Annotated in this window: 5 protein-coding genes; 1 reads left to right on the top strand and 4 read right to left on the bottom strand. The window is 59.3% G+C overall.

Annotated elements, in window-relative coordinates; all coding sequences use genetic code 11:
- Positions 1–14: 14 nt before the first annotated feature.
- The gene (locus tag ACFQDI_RS01540) at positions 15–1,715 is read right to left on the bottom strand and encodes a hypothetical protein (protein WP_377162681.1); all 1,701 of its coding nucleotides are present in this window, start codon (positions 1,713–1,715) and stop codon (positions 15–17) included.
- Positions 1,716–1,776: 61 nt separating this feature from the next.
- Entirely contained in the window at positions 1,777–10,599 is an 8,823-nt protein-coding gene (locus tag ACFQDI_RS01535) for a tetratricopeptide repeat protein (RefSeq protein ID WP_377162679.1), read from the bottom strand.
- Between the two features lie 130 nt (positions 10,600–10,729).
- On the opposite strand from ACFQDI_RS01535, the gene ACFQDI_RS01530 reads away from it, so the two are divergent.
- Positions 10,730–11,530 (top strand): ThuA domain-containing protein, encoded by an 801-nt coding sequence (locus ACFQDI_RS01530; protein ID WP_377162677.1) that lies wholly within the window; start codon positions 10,730–10,732, stop codon positions 11,528–11,530.
- Between the two features lie 60 nt (positions 11,531–11,590).
- Here ACFQDI_RS01530 and ACFQDI_RS01525 read toward each other — a convergent pair whose 3' ends face one another.
- A complete protein-coding gene (locus tag ACFQDI_RS01525; protein WP_377162675.1) occupies positions 11,591–16,558 on the bottom strand; it encodes a PAS domain S-box protein in 4,968 nt (1,655 codons plus the stop codon).
- A gap of 279 nt (positions 16,559–16,837) precedes the next feature.
- Entirely contained in the window at positions 16,838–20,032 is a 3,195-nt protein-coding gene (locus tag ACFQDI_RS01520; RefSeq protein WP_377162673.1) for a PAS domain S-box protein, read from the bottom strand.
- Between the last annotated feature and the right edge of the window lie 42 nt (positions 20,033–20,074).

Below are 20,074 nucleotides of genomic sequence, written 5' to 3'. Positions count from 1 at the left end.
ACGTCAGGGGGCATTCATTTTGCCGCAGGTGCGGCCGATTCATTGCCAACCTGCTGGATGCCTTTGAAGTACTCTTTGACGCCTTCCTTCACTTCGGCGGGCACATCTTCGCGCTGGATAAAGCTTTCGACCTGACGCTGGAAGGCTTTTTCCTGGAGTGTGGCGGCGCGAGTGGCACGACCTGTACCGCTATCAGCGGATTCGATGCTGGTATTGCTGGGGCCGCTGCCTTTCTGGCCGGTAAGCTGGTCGCGATTGCCATTGTCCTGGGTGGCGTCGCTTTCAGCGCGGCGGCTTTCGACGCTGCCTGAACCGGCCTTTTTTCCTCCGGGCTGGGTGCCCATGCACTGACTGAGACTCTGGCCCTCCTTGTTGCACATGAAGCCCTGGCATTTGCCCGCACATTGACCGAGGGACTGGAGCTTCTTCATCATGTCCCGCTTGGCGGAAGACTGACACATGCTCTGGGTGAGGTTTTGCAGCGCCTGGTTGGCCTGATTCTGGCAGGCCTGACACTGGCTTTGGCTTTGGCTTTGGCTTTGGCTTTGATTCTGCTGCTGCTGTTGTTGAAGCTGCTGCTCAAGGTTCTGGACGGCCTGCTCCAAAGAGGTCATCTGCTGATCCATGCTCTGCTGCCCCTGGCTGCCTTGCTGGCCCTGAGACTGCTGCTGATTCTGGCCGCTTTGCTGAGCATTTTGGTTCTGGCTGGGCTGAGACTGATTTCCTTTGCCCTGATTTCCCTGCTGACCGGTGCGCTGCTGAAAATTGCGAGCGGCGGCGGCCATGCGCTGAGAGGCGGACTTGAGCCTGGCGAGCTCCTTCTGCGCCTCGTCGGGTTTTCGCACGTCGGCCTGAAGCTTCATCTGCCGCAACTGGGAGGCGGCCTGGCGGTAGTTTTGCTCCTCCAGGGATTTGGAGATGGGCTTGAGCTCGGCGGTCTGTTTCATTTCCTGTGCGGCCTTGGCGAGAAGTTGTTCGGCATCGCGCTGGCTGAGCTTTTGGGCAGCCTCGCTGATCTTGCGCTCGAGTTCGGCATACTGCCGCATGGCCTCTTTGCGGTCCTTGGTCTCGCGGAGGTCTTTGACCCACTGACGCCATTCGTCGGGATGCAGCAGCTCCTTTTCTTCATCCGTGGCGGTTTTAAGGAGCTCCTCGACCTGCTTTTCGAGCTCTTTGTTGACCTCGTCGCTCTTGCGCAGGGTCTCAGTCTCCAGCGCGATACGCTCGAGAACAAGGGGGGAGTCTTTTTTGAAGCCCATGACGAAGCAGGCCATGAGCAGCACGCTGGCAATGGTGAGCATACGACGCGGCCACTGCACCGGTATGCTGCGGGGTGAGAGAGCCTGCACACGAACGGCGGTGGCCTCGGCCTGCAGAGCGATGAATGCGCCCTCGCGATGCTCGTCTGTGAAACCCAGATGGGAGCTGATGGCGTCTTTTAGACCGAAGTGCTCGTCGGCAATGCGCGCGGCTTTGCGCTGCGAGGCACGGCCGAGCATCCATGCCGCCAACGCCATGAAGGGCAAGGCGACCGCTGCTGCAATGTAGCCGCTGGCCGGCACGGCGTAACCGCGCCAGACCCAGACCAAGCACCAGATGCAAAGCACGGAGCCGACGAGGAGGAGAGAGCCGCAGAAGGCCCGGACCAGCCAGGCGAGATCCAAACGTGCTTTGACAGCAGACAGAAACGCGAGGATTCGATCGTGAGCAGGCATGGTGAGCGGAATTGCGGAGGTTTTACCAGAGCGAGACGTTTGGGACAAGATTTTGCTTGGGCTATTTGGAAAGACGCGATAAGGCGGACTCAACGGTTTTTTTAACACCACCTCCCAAGCGCTTCTCATCGAGTGATTTAAGCCGCTGAAGCGCCTCCGCGTTTTTGCCGGTGCGCTCCAGGATTTCCGCCTGCTTCACAAGGTAGCCGGCAGCCAGACCGTAGTCCTTTTCGTTTTCCTTGCGTGCGTGCTCAAAAGCCAGCGCAAACAGCGGAGCGGCGGCTTCGCTTTTGCCGTTTGCGGCCAGAAGCTCGGCGGCCTCCCCGGCGGTGCGGCCCATGCGCGGCAGTGCGGCGGCGATCTGAGCTGCGAGGGGAGCAAACTCGTCCGGCTTGAAGACGCCGCCCTTCTGCACGATTTCGTTGACAAGATTGGGGATGCCCGGACCTGCGGCGGGATACTTTGCAGCGGACCATTCGTCGCCTAGCACAGCAACGACCAGCCGGGCGCGCTGCTCAGGCGTGAGGCGCATTTTTTTCTGAGTGCCGGAAAGCTGGCGAATGTAGTCCCAGATCTCCCAGCGCTCCTGCACGCGCTTTTTGAGGTCGCGGCGGTCCTCCTCCTTCAAGCCTTTGCGCCAGGATTCGAAGGCTTCGGGCTCATTGACAACGAGATGGATGAGCCATTTCTGAGTCACGCAGTCGGCGACATGGAGATCCCGCAGATCGGCGGGGGTTTTGGTGATCACATGATCCAGGAAGGGCAAAACTGCGCGGACGTCCGGCTCACGCCCGGCCTCGGACTCGCGGGACCAGAGCCAGTTGGCGACCCAGGTGGGCCCCCAGCCGGTTTCCTTGACAGCTGAGCGCTGGTAGTAGCTCTGACTGTAGCGAGCGGCGAGAGCGCGGTCATAGGCGGCTATGTTTGGCTGGACATCCCCATGCGCGGCCTTCCAGCCAAGGGAGAACTGCAGGGGCTTGAGCTGACGCCAGTGCTCCCAGGTTTGATCGATGGCGGCAAGCGCCTCGATGTTGGTTTTGGCAGCGACCTGATCTGCGGCCTCGTGGATCAGGTCTGCGGCGTCATAAAACTGGCAGATGATCTCGACGCAGTCTTTGCGCATTTCCTCGTCGGTGAACTTTGTTTCTTTGAAGCGTCGTGCGAGGTCTTTGAAGCGTTCCTCTCGGTTCTTGAAGCCCGGAATGGCGGCCTGCTCGGGCTTGGCGGGGTCTTTGATGTAGGAGAGATAAATTTCCCCCAGCAAGGCCAGCCCAGGGTCGCCGCAGGCGGCTTTGAAGGCGGGCAGATTTTCGACAATCTCCCTGCTCCAGAGCAGCTCCTTTTGCGGGTCCATGAGGAAGCTGCGCCACTCGGCCCTGAAGTGCTCCGCAGCGAGCTGAGGCCGACCGCCGAGCATGAGGCTGACGATGCCAGACTGCTCATTGCTGAGCGTGTGATGGTGCGTGCGCAGCATGGCGCGCATCCAGTCATCTTTGCCCGAGCGGGCTGTCATGCGCAGCATGCTGTTGATGGCCCAGTCACAGGGCTGGTAGCTGCAAAGGCCGCCATCCGCGAGCCGTGCAAGCCATGCATCCCAGTGTTCCTGAGCGGCAGCCTGCCAGGCAGCATCGACCGGCAGCTGGTTGAAGGCACGGATGATCCAGCCGTATTGATAACCATGAATGCAGTGCTTCTGCTTCATGGAAACCAGCGCGGCGGCGGCACCGAGTCTGGCGCATTCGGGGTCAATGCTGTCCCGCGCCCAATAGGAAAGGAAATGAACGAGGGCCTGGCGCACCCGCGCATTGGCCTTGTCCGCGCTGAGCATGGCGCGGCAATGCCGCCACACGGGCTGCATGCCGCCCAGTTCTTCGACGGCTTTCTGAGCGGCAGCGTTCTGCCGGGCCTGTGAGTCTGTGGCGAGAAAGAAACGGCCTGCGAAATCCAGCTCCCGGCCAAGTGCGGCCTGCGGATGTGAGGCGGGCATGCGGGCCGCATATTGCATGGCAGGAACACGGAGGCTCTGAGGCAGCCGAAGATAAAAATCAAAGAAGGCCAGGGGCAGCAGCGTGTGTGGTGTGTCCTGCATGACCTCGGCCGTGCGTTTGAGCATGGCATCAAGGCCGCGCCCCATGGCGGCGCCACCGCCGTTGTTGCGCCAGATCTCGATCAATGCCTGTCCATAGCCGCTGTTAGCGGCCCAGCCGTCGGGAGAGAGATTGCCTGTGGCGTCCTCATGGAGGAGGCGCATGACGAAGGCCATGGTTTCAGGTCTGGGCCAATCCTTCTTGAAGGCGTCGAGGATTTCCGAGCGACGGAACCAGCCGTTGTCACCCATGTAGTTGCTCCAAGAAGCATCGCGGGACCTGGCCTCCATGAGCTCACAGGCATGGAGGAAGAGCTTTTGTGCCCTGTCGAGATCACCGGGAACAAGAGATTTCAGCATCGCCTGAAGCTTGTCTGAGAAGCTACGGGCATCTGAGTGCACCTCCTCGATGCGAGCGGCGGCAATCCAGCGGTCCACCTCGTCCAGCGCCTGCTTTCTCTCGAGGGAGAGGAGCGGATCGAGCACTTTGACCAGAGCGGGATCTGCGCCTGCGGGCTGATTGAGGGCGGGAATCTGCAGCTTGATGAGAGCCATGATGGCGGGGCCGCTTTTTGCGGGGATCTTCGCCACATCCGCAGCACGACGTTTCAACAGTGCCGAAAGGGGGCCGGAGGGCGCGTCCTGCAGCAAGGACTCGCAGAGTTCCACACCAAACGTGCGCTGCTTAACGGCAGCCAGCTTTGAGCGCAGATCCTGCATGGTCTCGCGGTTCTCACGCACTTTTTTGATGAACTCCACCTGCATGCAGTCCGGGTCTTCCGGCAGGAGCATCTGCTCTGCCGAGTCCAGCCACCCGAGAGCCCCGAGTGCGGAAAAAGCATGATCTGGAGATTTCAAGACTGCGACCATGCTGGAGGCACTGTTGCGAGACCATGTGGGGTTGTCTGCAATGCCCACCAAGGATGCCATCTGCAAGCCTGTGCCAAAAGTCGCCGGCCGACGTATCGCATTGCTGATGACCCGAAGCATGGAGTAGGCAGGAGGGTTGCTGATGGAGCCGCCACCGCCGCCATAGTACACACTGACCATGCTGTTCATGGCCTTGCTCCAGGCCGAGCTGTCAGCGCCGAGCGTGGCGGAGACAAGCCGTGTCAGGAACGGCGTCATTCCAGACTCAGGTCGCATCTGCTGGCGCACGGCGATGTAGTGCGTGACGGCATAGCCTTCGCCAAAGCCATTGTTCTGCTTCATGCTGGTGGCAAGCAGCTCATCGAGCGGCGCCCCCCCGATCCCGCGCTCCTGCCAGCGGTCCATGAGCCAAACCAGATTTTGATCTGCCGCATAGCTGGAAGTGCTGCGACCGCTCATGGCGGCGAGGTAAGTCCTAGCATTGTTGACGAAAGCCTCGGGACTGCAGGACCAGACAGCCAACTGCGCGCGCAAGATGCGCTGCTGTGAGCTGTCCAGAGCTGAAGCTGCGAGGGGCAAAATCTCCTGAGCGATGACTTCCATCTGATTTTCCTTCCATGCTTTCCAGATGAGAAACTCTGCCGGCGAAGGCGACCAAAGGCTAGTCACCTCCTGAGATGAGTAAAACCGGCGCTTCGCGCCCCCCAACTGCGAGCGTGACGCGGCTTTGGCCGCCTCCAAAATCTGACGGGCGGCATCTGCGAGTTCATTGAGTTTGTTTCCATCTTGAATGGCCAGGGCCGCGAAGCGACGAAAGCCTTCCTCCGCGAGCACGGGATGCTTCATCATCGCCTTGCAGAGGTGATCGTGCACCTCGCGACGTTTTTGCGCCGCAGGAGCCGTGGGTGGCAGGTGAAAGTCGACCCCGTCCCGCTGGACCAATGCGGGGCGCAAATAGAGATAGGCGAGCATGGGGGACTCACGATATGTCTGATTTGCGATCATGTACGGAAGGTCGATCATCCATTCAAGGCCCTTGGCGTCGGCCGCAGGCGGCGAGGAGTCCAACATCCCAGCAAGGGCGGTGAAAATGCTCATGCGTGCCTCAAAAGGCATCTGATCATCCCGGCGAAGCAGCTCTGCGATCTGGCTCCCGATGTTGTTCTGCCGATAAGCGGAGGGTGGCACATCCTGCATCATTTTCACCGCACTCGGCGCATCGGTGGCGGCAATCAAGGCGCACAAACGCAAGCGAGCCTCAAAATGCTTCGGATTCATCTCCACGACTTTTTCCAGCACTGTGATGGCCTGGGGCTTTTGTCCGACGAGTTCGAAAAACTGTGCGAGCTCGAACCTTTTTGCCACCGTGGCGCTTTCCCCGAGGTCAAAGGCCGCCTGGATTTTTTCAGACAGGCCCGGCCTGCCGACAAGGCGCATGATCTCTTTGGCCCTGCTGGCGGCGTAGCTTTGATTGCCATTGCCGGCATAAGCCAGCGCATGACGCAGCTGGGTGACGGCCTCTTTGACGATGGCCTCCTCATCCTTGCCCCCAAGAAGAGTCTGCAGTTTTTTGGTGTCGATGCTGTTGCTGCTACCGGCATAGCTGGCCGAACGCTGAGGGACAGACGGCACCACCACGGCCATACGAGCCCACTGCTCCGCCTCATCGGGCATCTGCAGGGTCTTCATGGCGGCGACGAGCTCGTCTTTCTGCTCTGAAGTCACGCGCGCACTGCGGAGGCGACGCAGGGCCATCTGCGCAGGCTCCAGGAGCGGGCTTCCGGCCTGCGGTTTCAACTTCAACGCAACCTGCGCGAGAGCGGCGTCATAAGCGGGACGAATGGCCGGGGAAATGCTCATGCCGGAGGCGCGAACGAGCAGCTCTGCCACGCGCTCATGCTTGAACGAAATGCTGTACCAGGAGGCCGCCAACAGCAGGTCGTCCACGGTAGGAGCTGGGGAGTCGAGGAGCTGGGTGATTTCGCGCTCAACACGTTCGCGATCGCCCATTTTGTAGGCCAGCAGAATGCGCAATGAAGCTGACTGGATGCTGTCCAGGAAGGGCTTTACTCCGGCGTATTGCTCCTCTTCAGGCTCCAGTTTGTCGTCGTTCCGAGGATTGTAGATGTCCTTGCGGCCGAAGTACAGGCTGAGGGTGCCGGGGACGACGGAGCCCGCGGGAAATGACAACGGGGCAAGCAGCCCCCCATTTGACGACTGGCTGCTGCGGCTCACCGAGGAGGGGAATCTGGCCCAGGACTGACGTGAAGGCTCATGCTCAGTCCAGATCTTCACTTCCCGCTCCATCAGGGCGACGAACTCCTTCCACGCCTTGAGACTGCGGCAGGCGTTGGCGACGCTGGGTACGCCAGAGAGGTATGCCGTGGCCGCTGCATCAGGCCCGGTGGCATCAAGCTGACGCAGGAGGAGCGACAGAATGCGACGGCACAAAGGCTCAGGCAATCCGGGGGCGTATGAGTCCTCCCGCATTCTCTGACCACCGCCGATCAATGTGCCCAGATAGTAGGTGGGCACATTGGTTTTCCGCAGCATCTCCGGCGGCATTTTTTCGAGTGCCTCCAGGGCCTCCCCAAGCAACGGCGCTCCAGCCTTGCTGTCCGCCATCACCGCATGCCTGGCGGCCTGCACCATCAGTTCAGGGTATTTGGATTTAAACCTTTCGAATGCGCGTGAAGCGACGTTGAACGTGACGTTTTCACTGTTGCTGATGGAGAAGGCCAGCAGAACGTCGTCATCGGCATGCGACTCCAACTCAGGAGGGCTGATGATCAGGCGGTTGTACCGGTCCACCTCGAGGAGGTCAAGGTACGGTGCGCCGGGAACGCGCGCGTTTTTGGCCTCGGCGATCCATGCCTCCTTTTTCTGAGCCGACTCCCCTTTCATGAGGGTGACCGCATGCGCCACACACATGGGGTGAAGCATGTCCAGGCTGGAAGGCAGCATCACTGCTTTGCTGGGGCTCTGCCCGGAGAAGCGGATGGAACTCGGACGATAGTTGTAAGCCTGGTAGCTGCGGCCGTCTGTCAGACGAAGCAGATCCACATAACCCCTGGGGGTGCGCTTCTCCAACTCTTCAAGATAGCCGGGCCTGACTACGGAGGGCGTCACCAGGGCCTTAACGGAGGGCAGTTCCAGAGAGTGCCCCATGAGCCGGATAAAAATGGACATGGCGGCATCTGCCCTGTCCGCCTCCTCGAAAGCGACCGCCTGAAGATAAGCCAGCCGGTAGTCTTCCGGAAAACGCTGAAGCAGCGGCTCCAGAAAGCTGATGACACGCCTCCAGTCCTGCTGCGCCGTCATGCTTTTAGCCAGTGTGATTGCGTCATCCGCGCTTATCTCAGCGCCGCCGGCGAGTTCGTAGAGCATGCGGTAGCCGGTGTTTGCATCTCCGTATTCAATCTCAATCGAAGCGATCATCTGCTGCACCCGCCCACCTTTGGAACGGGCGGCGACACGCTGAAGCCCCTCGAGGGCCCGTTTCCACTGGCCTAAGTCCAGGTCCATGCGTGCGATCTGGATGGCCAGATTCACATCGTCTGGGCGCAGACGCATGGCTTCACGAAGAGAGCGCTCCTGCTCGGTGGTGCTGCCCGTCACACGATAGATCTCTGCGAGGGCCAGCCATGGAGCGGCATCCGCACTGTTGGTGCGCTGACGTTCGATGAACTTATCTGTAAGCGCCTTGGACTGGCCGCGATCGCTGGCGAGGCGTGCGAGTGGAGCAACCCAGCGGAGTTTGTCCTCGGTCTTTTCCTCCTTTTCAAAAAGAGAGAAGTAAATCCGCTCCGCGTCACCCATCTGCCCCTGCTGGATGTAACCGGAGGCCAGCGCCTCCGCGACCGACTCGTCATCTTCAAATTTGTGCGCGGCAGTCTGCAGCATGTTCAGAGCTTCACGACCTTTGCCACCGAGCTGCAGCAGCCTGGCCTCCCGCAACCAAGGTGAAGGCGAGCCGGGAGAGAGTGACTTCCATTCGGACACCCACTTGAGAGCCTGGTCGAGTTTTCCGGCGCGTTCAGCCAGCTCCACGAGGCGCTGCGCATTGGTGGAGTTTTTGCCCTGAGGCATGGCGATGAGTTTTTCCGCCTCCTGGAGCGCACGCAGCCAATCCTGACGAGACTCCATGAGGCTGAGCAGCCGAGTCTGTGCAGCCAGGGCATGCTCGGGTGGAATCTGGCGCAGGGTGTTCTCTGCGCCGAGGCTGTCCTTTTTTTCCTCGAGGAGTGTGGCCAGGAGAATGCGCTCCTGGATGCTGGGAGCATTCCGCTTCAAAGCAGCGAGGGTTTCGTCAAGCCTGGGCTCGTCCGCCTTGAGACAGGCAACGGCCTGCCGGAGCGCATCGTCCATGAAGGCGACATTGGCCGTGGCACGCACGCGCGCCACGGCCCAAGGAATGGCGTCCGAGGCCTTTTTTGAACCGAGCGCTGCGTTGATCAAAAGGCCGAGCAGCCGCTCATCGCCCGGGAACTCCGGCTGACGCGCCTGCAAAACTTCCAAAGCCACCTGCGGTTCGAGGCGCGCCATGAGCGCCTGCCCAACGGCCATGAGCTGTGCGAGGGTGCCTTTTTTTGCCAGATCGCGCCAGATGGCCAGCGCCTCATCGCGCTTGCCAATACGGTGAAGGTAATGAGCCTGAGCCTCCCTGGCCGAACTGCTTTCGGGGAAGGCGGCGACCATGCGGGCATAAGCTTGCGTGGCGTCTTCATTCCGCTCCCAGCTTTCGTAAAGCCGGGCCACGCGGAGGTGATCGAACTCAGAGGTGTCTTTGGCGGCCAGAAACTTTTCGAGCGTGGCGCTGACAGCGGCCCTGTCTTTTGCCCGCTCCTGCAATGTGGCCAGACGAATGAGGAGCTCGCGATCATCCGGTGACTGCTCCAGGAGAATGTTTGTCTGAAGGATGGCCTCCTTGTGCTGCTCGAAACGAGCCAGGAGATCCAGGTAGGTCTCGCGCAAAGCACGCTGACCGGGTGTTTTTTGCAGCAGCGCCGCATAGATGGCGAGGGCTTTGTCTTTTTCGCCCAACTCAGCCAGGAGCCGCGCGCGCTGCTGATCCAACGCCGTGCGCTGAGGATGAGCGGCCTGGAGTTTTTCCAATTCTTTGACCAGCCCGCTCAGGTTCTCGTCGCGACGAAACATTGCCTCTATCTGCGCAAGCACTTCGCCCTCGATCCAGGTGCCCTGGCCGGTGCCCGCGAGTGTCGCCGTCAGCAGAGCCAGCGCGGCGTCCTTCCTGCTGGCGCGCAGCTGGATCTCTGACAGCCGCAACTGACGCACTGCCCTGGCATACGGGTCTTTGGTTTTGGCAATCAGAGCCAGCATCTGCGCTTCGGCTTCGGCAAAAAGGCCTTCGTCGAGCTGGAGTTCGATGACTTCCTCCGTCAGATCTTCGTCATCGGCATGAGCCTTGAGCAAGTCCTGCCAGGCCTGGAGAGCGGCATCTGGCTTGCCTGTGCGCAGCAGCCAGCGCCCGCGCAGCTGGCCCAGCTCGCGGGCAAGCTCAGCATCTGCACCTGCTTTTTCAGCTTCGGCGAGTGATTTCAGGGCGGCGGAAAAACTCATCATGCGAGCCTCCAACTTTGCCCTCTGCAACCAAGCCAGCGGGTTTGTGCCCTCGCGATCCAAGGCGGAAGTGTAAGCTTTCAAAGCTTCTGCCTCATTGCCACGCTGCTCGTGAAAGATCGCCAGAACGAGCAGATCGGCGGCGGTGGCGGTTTTCGCGCTGAGAAACTCCGCCAACGAGTCCGGCGTGCCTGTTTCCATCCATGCTGAGTAAAACCTGTCGAAGACCAGGCCAGCCCTAGGGTGCCTGAGGAGCATTTGATGATATTTTCCCACCTCGGCCGCCTGCTGCGGGGTCTGCCCGAAACATACCAGCCCCAAGGCAAGGAAAAGAATGAACTTTTTCATAAAAGAAATTTGCTGATTTATTACCAAATTTCCCATATCAACAACAAGACAGAACTGAAGCGATCAAGATTCATGCAAGACAGGGCCTGCATTCCGCGCATAGTCAGGCTCCCAACCCTACCCCGCCGTCATGCGCCCTCTTCTCATCACCCTGCTGTCTGTCGCCTGTCTGTTTGCCTTCGCCGCACCAAACGAGCAGGCGAAGCCACTCAAGGTGCTGATGATCACCGGGGGCTGCTGCCATGACTACGAGAACCAGAAGCTGATCCTGAGCGAGGGGCTCAGCGCGCGTGCAAATGTGGAGTTCACCATTGTCCATGAAGAGGGACCCGAGGGCAAGAAAGACAAGAGCCACAGGATCTCGATCTATGAAAAAGACAACTGGGCCGCAGGCTATGACGTGGTGCTGCACAACGAGTGCTTCGGGGCGATTGAGGACGTGGCTTTTGTGGAGCGCATCGCCAAGGCCCACCATGACGGAGTGCCGGCTGTGATGCTGCACTGCTCCACGCACAGCTACCGTGCAGCAAAGACGGACGAATGGCGGAAGTGTGTGGGCCAGACCTCGATGAGCCACGAGAAAAACCGTGATTTGAACGTGAAAAACATCGCTGAAGAGCATCCGGTGATGAAAGGCTTTCCGGCGGAGTGGCTCGACGCCAAGGATGAATTGTACAAGAACGAAAAGCTCTGGGAGCACTTTGTCCCCCTGGCCAAGGCCTACGGTGAAGACACGAAGATGGACCACAATGTGATCTGGGTGAATGAGTATGGCAAAGCCAAGGTCTTCGGGACCACACTGGGCCATGGCAATGAAACCATGCAGTCCCCCGTGTACCTCGATCTCGTTGCACGAGGCCTGCTCTGGGCCTGCGGCAAGCTGGGAGACGACGGCAAACCACTGCCGGGCTACGAGGCAAAACAGAAATAGGCCTTCAAGTTTAGGCCAGCGAATCTGGCAGGTGAGGCGCTGCCAGCACTGCGTGTGGCGTCATTTCCCGAGCACGGCATGCAGCGCCGCAAGCAATGCCTCAGCCGTGTAGGGTTTCGGGATGAAGTGCTTCACACCGGCGCTCATCGCCCTGGCCACCATGTCTTTGAGGCCCAAACCGCTGGCAGCAATGACACGGACCTGCGGATTGATGCGCATCAAGACCTGAACAGTTGCCAGGCCATCCATGACGGGCATCATCATGTCTGTGAGGACTACAGCGACCTCCTGATGGTGGGCGGTAAAAAGAGTCGAAGCCTCGATACCGTCTGAGGCCAGAAGGACGCGGTATCCAAAGGCTTCCAACGTCTGACTGATGATCTGGCGGACCGTCTCCTCATCATCGACGACTAGGACCAGCTCTCCGTTGCCACGAGGCAGCACCGTCTCCGGAGTCGTGCAGTGCTGCATGTCCGCCGCCTCATCTGCCGGCAGATAAACCTGGAATTTCGTGCCTTCATCGAGGGCGCTGCTCACCCGGAGGAAACCGTTGTGCCCCTTGACGATGGCAAGTGTGGTGGACAGTCCGAGGCCGGTGCCCTTTCCCAGCTCCTTTGTGGTGAAAAACGGCTCGAAGATACGCTCCAGCACATCCGGAGGCATGCCCGCGCCGTTGTCCTCCACCTCAATGAGCACATACTTTCCGAGCCGGGCTTCGACGCTCATCTCGCGGCAGTGTTCGTCCAAGACGACATTGCTTGCCGAGAGTTTGAGGATGCCACCGTTGAACATGGCATCCCGCGCATTGACACAGAGATTGATCAAAACCTGATGCAACTGGGTGGGATCTCCCTGCACACCCCACAATGCTGTCTGAATATGGGTGCGAACCTGGATGTTTTTGAGGAAAGTCTCGTTGGTGATTTTTTCGATTTCCCGGAGAAGCCGGCCGACATCGACCGCGATCTGCCGGCCTTCCACTCCCCGTGCAAAGGACAAAACCTGCTGCACCATGTCCGCACCGCGTCTGGCACTGTTTTCGATCGTGGCGAAGACGTTCAGCTTTTGCTCATTGGTTTCCTGCAGCTTGAGCAGCTCAATGGACATCATGATGGGAGTGAGCACGTTGTTAAGATCGTGCGCGATACCGCCAGCGAGCGTGCCGATGCTTTCCATGCGCTGAGAGCGCAGGAGCTGAGCCTCGACCTGCTTGCTCTCGGTGATGTCCTCGGCAGTGCCGACGATACGCAGGACGTTGCCGTGGGAATCACGCACGGGGAAAGCCCGGTCATGGATCCACCGGAGAGTGCCGTCTTCACGCTGGATGCGGAACCGCTCGTCATATTCGCCACGCTTCCTCTTGGCTGCGACGGCCAGTTCAACACGCTGGCGGTCATCCGGATGGACCGAAGCAAGCCAGCTGAGAGAGTCCTCATAGAGGCTGGCACAGGTGCGATGCCAAATTTTTTCATATGCCGGGCTGACATAGATCATTTCAGCGCCCGAGGGGTCAGTCATCCAGAAGACCTCCTCGATAGTCTCAGCGAACTGCCGGAACCTTTTTTCGCTTTCACGCAGGGAGGTCTCCGCCTGCCTGCGCTCCACGCTTTCCAGGGCAAGAGAAACCAGATTGGACATGGCGAGAGCAAAGGTTTTCTCGTCCGCCGTCCACTCCCGCGCTGTGCGCACATGCTCAAGACACAGAACCCCTGTGCGGCAGCCGCCCACGATGATGGGGACGTCCAACATGGATGTGATGCCGTGAGGGCGAAGGTAGCCGGCCTCGAACTCCGCGGTGCTGGGATTGCGAGCGGCATCATCTGCGATGATCATTTCCTGATCGACCAGCGCCTGGAAATAGGCCGGATGGGTGGCTGCTGAAAGCTCCGTGCCGGATGAGTGCCGCCCCTCCTCCCATTCATACAAATCCACACACCTGATGGCGGAGCGGTCGCTGTTGTAGCGCCAGATGCTGACGCGTGAAACGTTCAGAGTCTGGGCGGCTCCCTCGGCGATTTTTCGCAGCAGAAGCAAGGCATCCTCCCCATCTCCCGCCCAGTGTCGCGTGAGCTCGATCAGGGTCTTGCGCTGTTTGATGAATCGCCTGTCAGCTTCGCGCAGCTCGGCCTCACGCCTGCTGATGTCGAGCGCGAAGCCAATATCGATGGCGAGCTCGTCGAGCAGGGCAAGCTCGTCCGAGTCAAAAAACGCCACGACGTCGGAGTAGAGATTGAAAACGCCGATGATTTTTTCCCCTTCCTTCAGAGGCAAGGAGGCCATGGAGTAATAGTTTCTGCTCAAGGCGCGCTCACGCCATCCGACGGCTTCGGGATCGTGCTCGATGTCATTGCAGACGGCATGCCGCCCGGTCCGGAGCGCGCGCGCGGTGATGGTGCAGCCCAAACCTGACGGAGAGTCGGCGACACAGGCTGCAATCTCAGCAAGCAGCCCGTCATTTGCCCCGACATGTGCGGCGACTTTGAGCCTGCCAGACGCGGCATCCAGGAGGCCGACCCAGGCCATGCCAAAGAGGCCCTTTTCAACGGCGATGCGGCAGGCCTCCGCCAACATGGTCTCCGAGCTTTTTTCACGGACAATGGTCTCATTGATGCCGCTCAAAACGGCATAGAGGCGGTTGAGCTGGCGGATGCGCTGATCCGCCTTTTTGCGGTCGGTGATGTCCTGCATCTGGGAGACAAAGAAGGAAGGGCTTCCCTGTTCATCGTCCACCATCGAGACCGAGAGCAAGACCCAGACCACGCCGCCGCCCCGATGATAGTAGCGCTTCTCCATCTGATATGTTTTGATCTCATGACGGAGCATTTTCTGCACATAGTCGAGGTCCTTGCCAAGATCATCGGGGTGAGTGATGTCCTGAAAAGCGACCGAAAGCAGCTCCTGCTCGGTGTAGCCGACGATGTCACACAGCACGCGGTTGACGCGAAGAAAGCGCCCGTCCGGAGCCACGAGGGCCTTGCCGATGGGGGCATTTTCGAAAGCTGCGGCAAAGGTGGCCTCGCTTTCCCGGAGGGCTTCTTCAGCCCGCTTGCGCTCAGTGATGTCCTGCACCGTGCCGAAGCAGCATGCAGCCCTGCCCTGGTCATCAAAGTGTATCTCCACTTTGACGAGGACATTTGCCACCTGGCCGTCTGCGCGCAGCGCCCGGTATTCAAAGGGAGGGATGACCGATCCTGGCGTGGCTTGTGTAAGCTGGGCCTGATAGGCGTCATGCCGGGCACGGTCGTCCGGGTGAACCATGGCCAGCAGCTTTTCATACGTGAGCACGAGGGACTGAGGCTGGAGGCCAAAGATGCGGTAGAGTTCGTCAGACCATTTGATGGCACCATCTGCCACGCTGTACTCCCAGCTGCCTATGTGACTGATCGCCTGGGCACGCCCGAGGTCAGCGCTGACCTGGGAAAGAGCTGCGGCCGTGCGCTTGCGGCCGGTGATATCCACAAAGGTGGCCACGGTATGAGGCTCGCCCTGGAATTCGATGGTTTCCATGCTGACGATGACATGGAGCATTTCTCCATCACGTGCGCGCAAGGCGAGCTCCATGTCGCGGATCGAACGCTTTTCATCCAGAGTCTTGCGGAGCAAGCCGGCCGAGGCTTCGTCAATCACGGAGAGCTCCACCATGGAGCGGTCAACAGCCTCTTCACGGGTCCAGCCCAAAAGGCTGGAAAATGCGTCGTTCACCTCCACAAGCCGCTGGTCCCGCATGCGGCCAATGATCAAGGCAACGGGACTGCTGCGAAAAGCTTTGATGAGACGAGCCTCCCCTTCTCGAAGGATCTCCAAGGCCTGCTTGCGGGCCGTGATGTCTTCGGTGAACATGATGATGCCACCGATGGAGTCATCGGCCTGCCGCCAAGGCTGGATTTCCCAGCGGATCCAGTCAGTCCTGCCATCAGAGCGTAAAAAGGCCTCCTCATCACATTTGGCGACCTCGCCTTTCAGGCAGCGCTGATGGATGCCCCGCCATTGGGGCGGGGCTTCAGGAAAGACTTCGTAGTGACTGAGCCCCACCACGGAGCGGGAGCCGAGCCGGTAGTCCTGCATCCAGCGCCGGCTGACAACGAGGTATTTCATGTCGCGGTCCAGCATGGCGATGGCAGCAGGGCTGTGCTGGGTGTAGAGACGCAGCTGCTCCTCCCGCTCCCGCAAAGCCCTGGTGCGCTTTTTAACCTGCCTGGTGAGCATCCAGTTCCAGCCGACGAGCAGTGCCAAGAGGAAAGCGCCGCCGAGAGCCCCGTAGCCGAGATAGCGCAGGTAGCGAACACTGCCAAGCCTCTGGCCGAACCACTTTTTATCGATCTGGGCGAACTCGTCTTTTCCCACGCCGTCGAATCCGTCTTCAATCAACTTCAGGAGGGCTGAGTTGCCTTTGCGCACAGCCCGGTGAAATTCGCCTACGCTGACGGGCTCTGTCATTCTGAAATCCGACTCCAAGCCGAGCTTGTGCAGAAAATAAAGAGCGGGAGGCTTGTCTACAACGAAGACGTTTACCTTACGCTCATTGGCAGCTGTGATGATGGCCTCATAGTTTTTGTAGAGCAGCAGCGGACCGATGCCATTGACCTGAAGATGGTGCACGATCGCATCGCCTGCCTTGGCGGCCACAGGGAAGCCCTTGAGCGAGGCCAGGTCGGTGATGCCTGAAATCGTGGTGCGAAAAAAGATGGGAACCTGGAGTGTGGCGTAAGGTCGCGAAAACTCCAGATAGGCAGCGCGCTCCTGGGTGTGGAAAACAGTGTCAATGACATCAAACTCGCCTGCTTTCATCCTCGCAACAGCCTCCGCCCAGTCCATGCCGCGGACCTCTGCAGTGATGCCTGTCTTTTTTTCCCAGGCACGCCACTGATCCATGATAATGCCCTGGAGAACGCCTGAACTGTCCCTGAAAACATAAGGGGGATAGTTGTCATCTGTAACTACGGTGATCTTGCCCGGTCGGGCAGGCTGCTGCCCGCTGGCGACCACACATATCGCAGCCAAGAAGAGGCTGATGATGAAGCCACGCATGCGGCACGGCATGGGAAAGGCCGGAGATTTTTTCCGTCCCAGCGGACTGCTCAACCAGTCCAGATGCCATGCCTCTGAAAACGTATTTTTAGAGGTCGGGCGAGTTGCTTGTGCCGTCGCACAAGCCTCAGGCGGATTAGCTGCGATGGAGGGCGCTTCCAACATATTGCATCTATGTCACGATGTGTGAATTTTATAAATCATAGACGCCTAAATTACTTCATTAAGATCGGGAATCTAATGCTTTGGTCATCAAAGAAGTGGATATTTCCGGCATTTCTAACATGCGCCAAGCGCCCGATGCCTGAGCACCCCATTGAGCGTCTTGAGCAAAGTTTCGGCCGTGTAGGGCTTGGGAATGAAATTTTTGACGCCTGATCCGACGACTTTTTCCTCCATACCGGCGGCGTTCATTCCGCTGGCAGCGACGATGCAGATCTCTGGATTCATCCGCATCAGCACCTGAATCGTCGCCGGACCGTCCATGACAGGCATCATCATGTCTGTGAGAACCAATGCAATTTCAGAGCGATGCGAGGAATAAAGAGCGACTGCCTCTGCGCCATCTGCCGCCAGCAAGACATGGTAGCCAAAGGTTTCGAGAGTCTGTTTGGTGATCTGCTGAACAGCGGCCTCGTCATCGACCACCAAAATCGTTTCACCGTTGCCACGGGGAAGCTCTCCAGGCTGAGCCGCCTCGATTTCCGCATGCTCGGACATGTGGGCAGGGAGATAGATGTGAAATGTGGTGCCTTTGCCAAGCTCACTCTCCACCCGCAGAAAGCCATGGTGGCTTTTGACGATGGCCAAGACAGACGAGAGTCCGAGGCCAGTGCCTTTGCCAAGTTCCTTTGTGGTGAAAAAGGGTTCGAAAATGCGGTCAACGACTTCGGGAGGCATGCCGGTGCCATTGTCAGCCACCTGAATGTGGACGTACTGCCCGGGGCTGGCGCCGGCAATCATTGAAGCGCATTGACTGTCCATGACAAGATTTCTGGCGGAGAGCTTCAGCTGGCCGCCGTTGGGCATGGCGTCGCGGGCGTTGACACAAAGATTGAGCAGAACCTGATGAATCTGAGTGGGATCTCCCTGCACCACGCACAAGGGCGCAGGGATTTCACAACGCACCTGGATGCTTTTCAGAAAGGTCTCGTTGGTGATTTTTTCGACTTCTTTGAGGAGATGGCCGACCTGGATGGCCAGCTGCCGTCCTTCCACGCCTCTGGCAAACGAGAGCACCTGCTTCACGAGATCCGCCCCGCGGCTGGCGCTGCATTCGATCGTGGCGAGTATGTCCTGCTTTTGGGCGCTTTGCTCCTGGAGCTTGAGCAGCTCTATGGACATCATGATGGGAGCCAGCACGTTGTTGAGGTCGTGCGCGATGCCGCCGGCCAGGGTGCCGATGCTTTCCATGCGCTGCGAACGCAGAAACTGCTGCTCGAGCTTTTTACGTTCGGTGATGTCGGTGTTAATGGAGAGGATGGACTTGGGACGGCCCAGAGCATCCTTGATCAAGGTCCAGCGCGACTCGACGATCACGGGGCGGCCATTTTTGTCATGCTGCTGCAGCTCCCCAGCCCACTCTCCCTGAGCGGAGACGGCTTCCATAACGGCAAGAAACTGCGCAGAGTCCGGCTGGAGCAACTGCTGGAGCGAATGCTCCATGACCTCCGCCGCCTGCCATCCATAAAGCCTTTCGGCACTGCGGTTCCAATAGAGAATGCGATGCTCCTGCGGAGCGCAGACGATGATGGCGTCGCGAGCTTTGTCCAGCAGGGAGGCCTGCTCGCGAATTTTGTCCTCGGCAAGCCTGCGCTGGGTGATGTCGCGCATGATGAACTGCAGGCGTCCGTCAGGAAGAACCGTCGAACTGACTTCGGAGGGAAAATACGTGCCGTCCTTGCGATGGCAGTTCCATTCGCTTCGCACCACCTCGCCTTCAGTCAGCTGTGCCAATTCGGGCAAAATCCGCACCATTTCACCGGATGCCACAATGTCCACAACCCCCATGTGAACGAGCTCTTCGCGAAAGTAACCGAGCATCTGGCAGACCGCCGCATTGACGTCCAGCAAACGCCCGGCTGTGTTGGACACGAGGATTCCATCGGAGGCGGACTCAATGAGGGTGCGGAACTCGGCCTCACTTGCGCGGAGGGCGAGCTCAGCCTGCTTGCGAGTCGTGATGTCTTCGGAAAAAATGATGATGCCGCCGATCGTGCCGTCAGCCTGATGCCACGGACGAATCTCCCAGCGAATCCAATCGATGGCACCGTCCGCGCGAACGAACTTTTCATCGTCATTTTTTTCGACTGCACCCGCCATGCAGCGGCGGTGGATCTCAACCCAGTGAGCCGGCGCTTCAGGGAACACATCATAGTGGCTGCGCCCGGTGACAGACTGCCCGCCCAGACGGTAGTCGTGCATCCAGCGAAGACTGACCACGAGATACTTCATGCTGCGATCCAGCATGGCAATGGCGGCGGGGCTGTGCTCGACGCAGAGGCGCAGCTGCTCCTCGCGCTCCTGCAGGGCACGTGTGCGGAGCCTGACCTGGCCTGCCAGCATCCAGTTCAGACCGAGCAGCAGGGTAACCAAAGAAACCGCCGCCAGAGCGGCATAACCCAGGCTGCGCAGGTAGGGGTGCCCGTCCAGGGTCTGGCCGAACCACTTATTTTCAATCCAGGCCATCTCTTTGACACCCACATCATCGAAGCCTCTCTCAACAAGCTGAAGAAGCCTGGTGCTGCCCTTGCGCACAGCACGATGAAACTCCCCGATGCTGACAGGGTCGGACATTCTGAACTCCGACCCGATGCCCATTTTTTGGAGGAAGTATTGAGCTGGGGGCTTGTCCATGACGAAGACGTTCACCTTGCGCTCATTGGCCGCTGTGATGATGGCCTCACAGTTGTTGTACAACATCATGGGGGTGATCTCATTTTCCTGCAGCAGCTTGACAACGGTGTCTCCAAGCCTGGCAGCAACCGGAAATCCCCGGAGGGAGGAGAGGCTGTTGATGCCGGCTATGGAAGAGCGGAAGAAGATGGAGACCTCGATGGTGGAATACCGCTTTCCGAAGTCGAGATAGGTGGTTCGCTCCGGCGTTTTGAAGATGGCGTCGATGACATCAAACTCTCCCGCTTTCATTCTGCGGACGGCGTCGTTGCAGTCCATGCCATGAATCTCGGCGGTGACGCCGGTGCGCTTTTCCCAGACGCGCCATTGATCGATGATGATCCCCTGCAGCCTGCCTTCATTGTCCCTGAAGACATAAGGAGGAAAGTTGTCATCCGTCACGATCCGGATGGTGTGCGGGACAGATGGCTCCTGGGCCAAAAGGCCCACAGGAGCCCCCATGAGTGAAACCAGCAGAAGAACAAAAATTCTGATGCGGACTGCGCCCCCCCGAGGAAGCCGCCGTGCCAGGACACACGTGGCGGCAGCACCGGGGATGAAGGCAGACGTTTCAGTCATGCTTCAAGAATGGTTTCGGAGTTGGCGGCAACGCCGTCCCAG

This window comes from Prosthecobacter fluviatilis, from assembly GCF_042655725.1.
GTDB lineage: Bacteria > Verrucomicrobiota > Verrucomicrobiia > Verrucomicrobiales > Verrucomicrobiaceae > Prosthecobacter > Prosthecobacter fluviatilis.
This window is presented reverse-complemented; position numbering and strand designations above follow the sequence as displayed.

Excerpts from the sequence above, each read along its gene's own strand:
- ACFQDI_RS01540 (WP_377162681.1), bottom strand. The coding sequence starts at position 1,715 with ATGCCTGCTCACGATCGAATCCTCGCGTTTCTGTCTGCTGTCAAAGCA.
- ACFQDI_RS01520 (WP_377162673.1), bottom strand. The coding sequence starts at position 20,032 with ATGACTGAAACGTCTGCCTTCATCCCCGGTGCTGCCGCCACGTGTGTC.
- ACFQDI_RS01525 (WP_377162675.1), bottom strand. The coding sequence starts at position 16,558 with ATGCGTGGCTTCATCATCAGCCTCTTCTTGGCTGCGATATGTGTGGTC.
- ACFQDI_RS01530 (WP_377162677.1), top strand. The coding sequence starts at position 10,730 with ATGCGCCCTCTTCTCATCACCCTGCTGTCTGTCGCCTGTCTGTTTGCC.
- ACFQDI_RS01535 (WP_377162679.1), bottom strand. The coding sequence starts at position 10,599 with ATGAAAAAGTTCATTCTTTTCCTTGCCTTGGGGCTGGTATGTTTCGGG.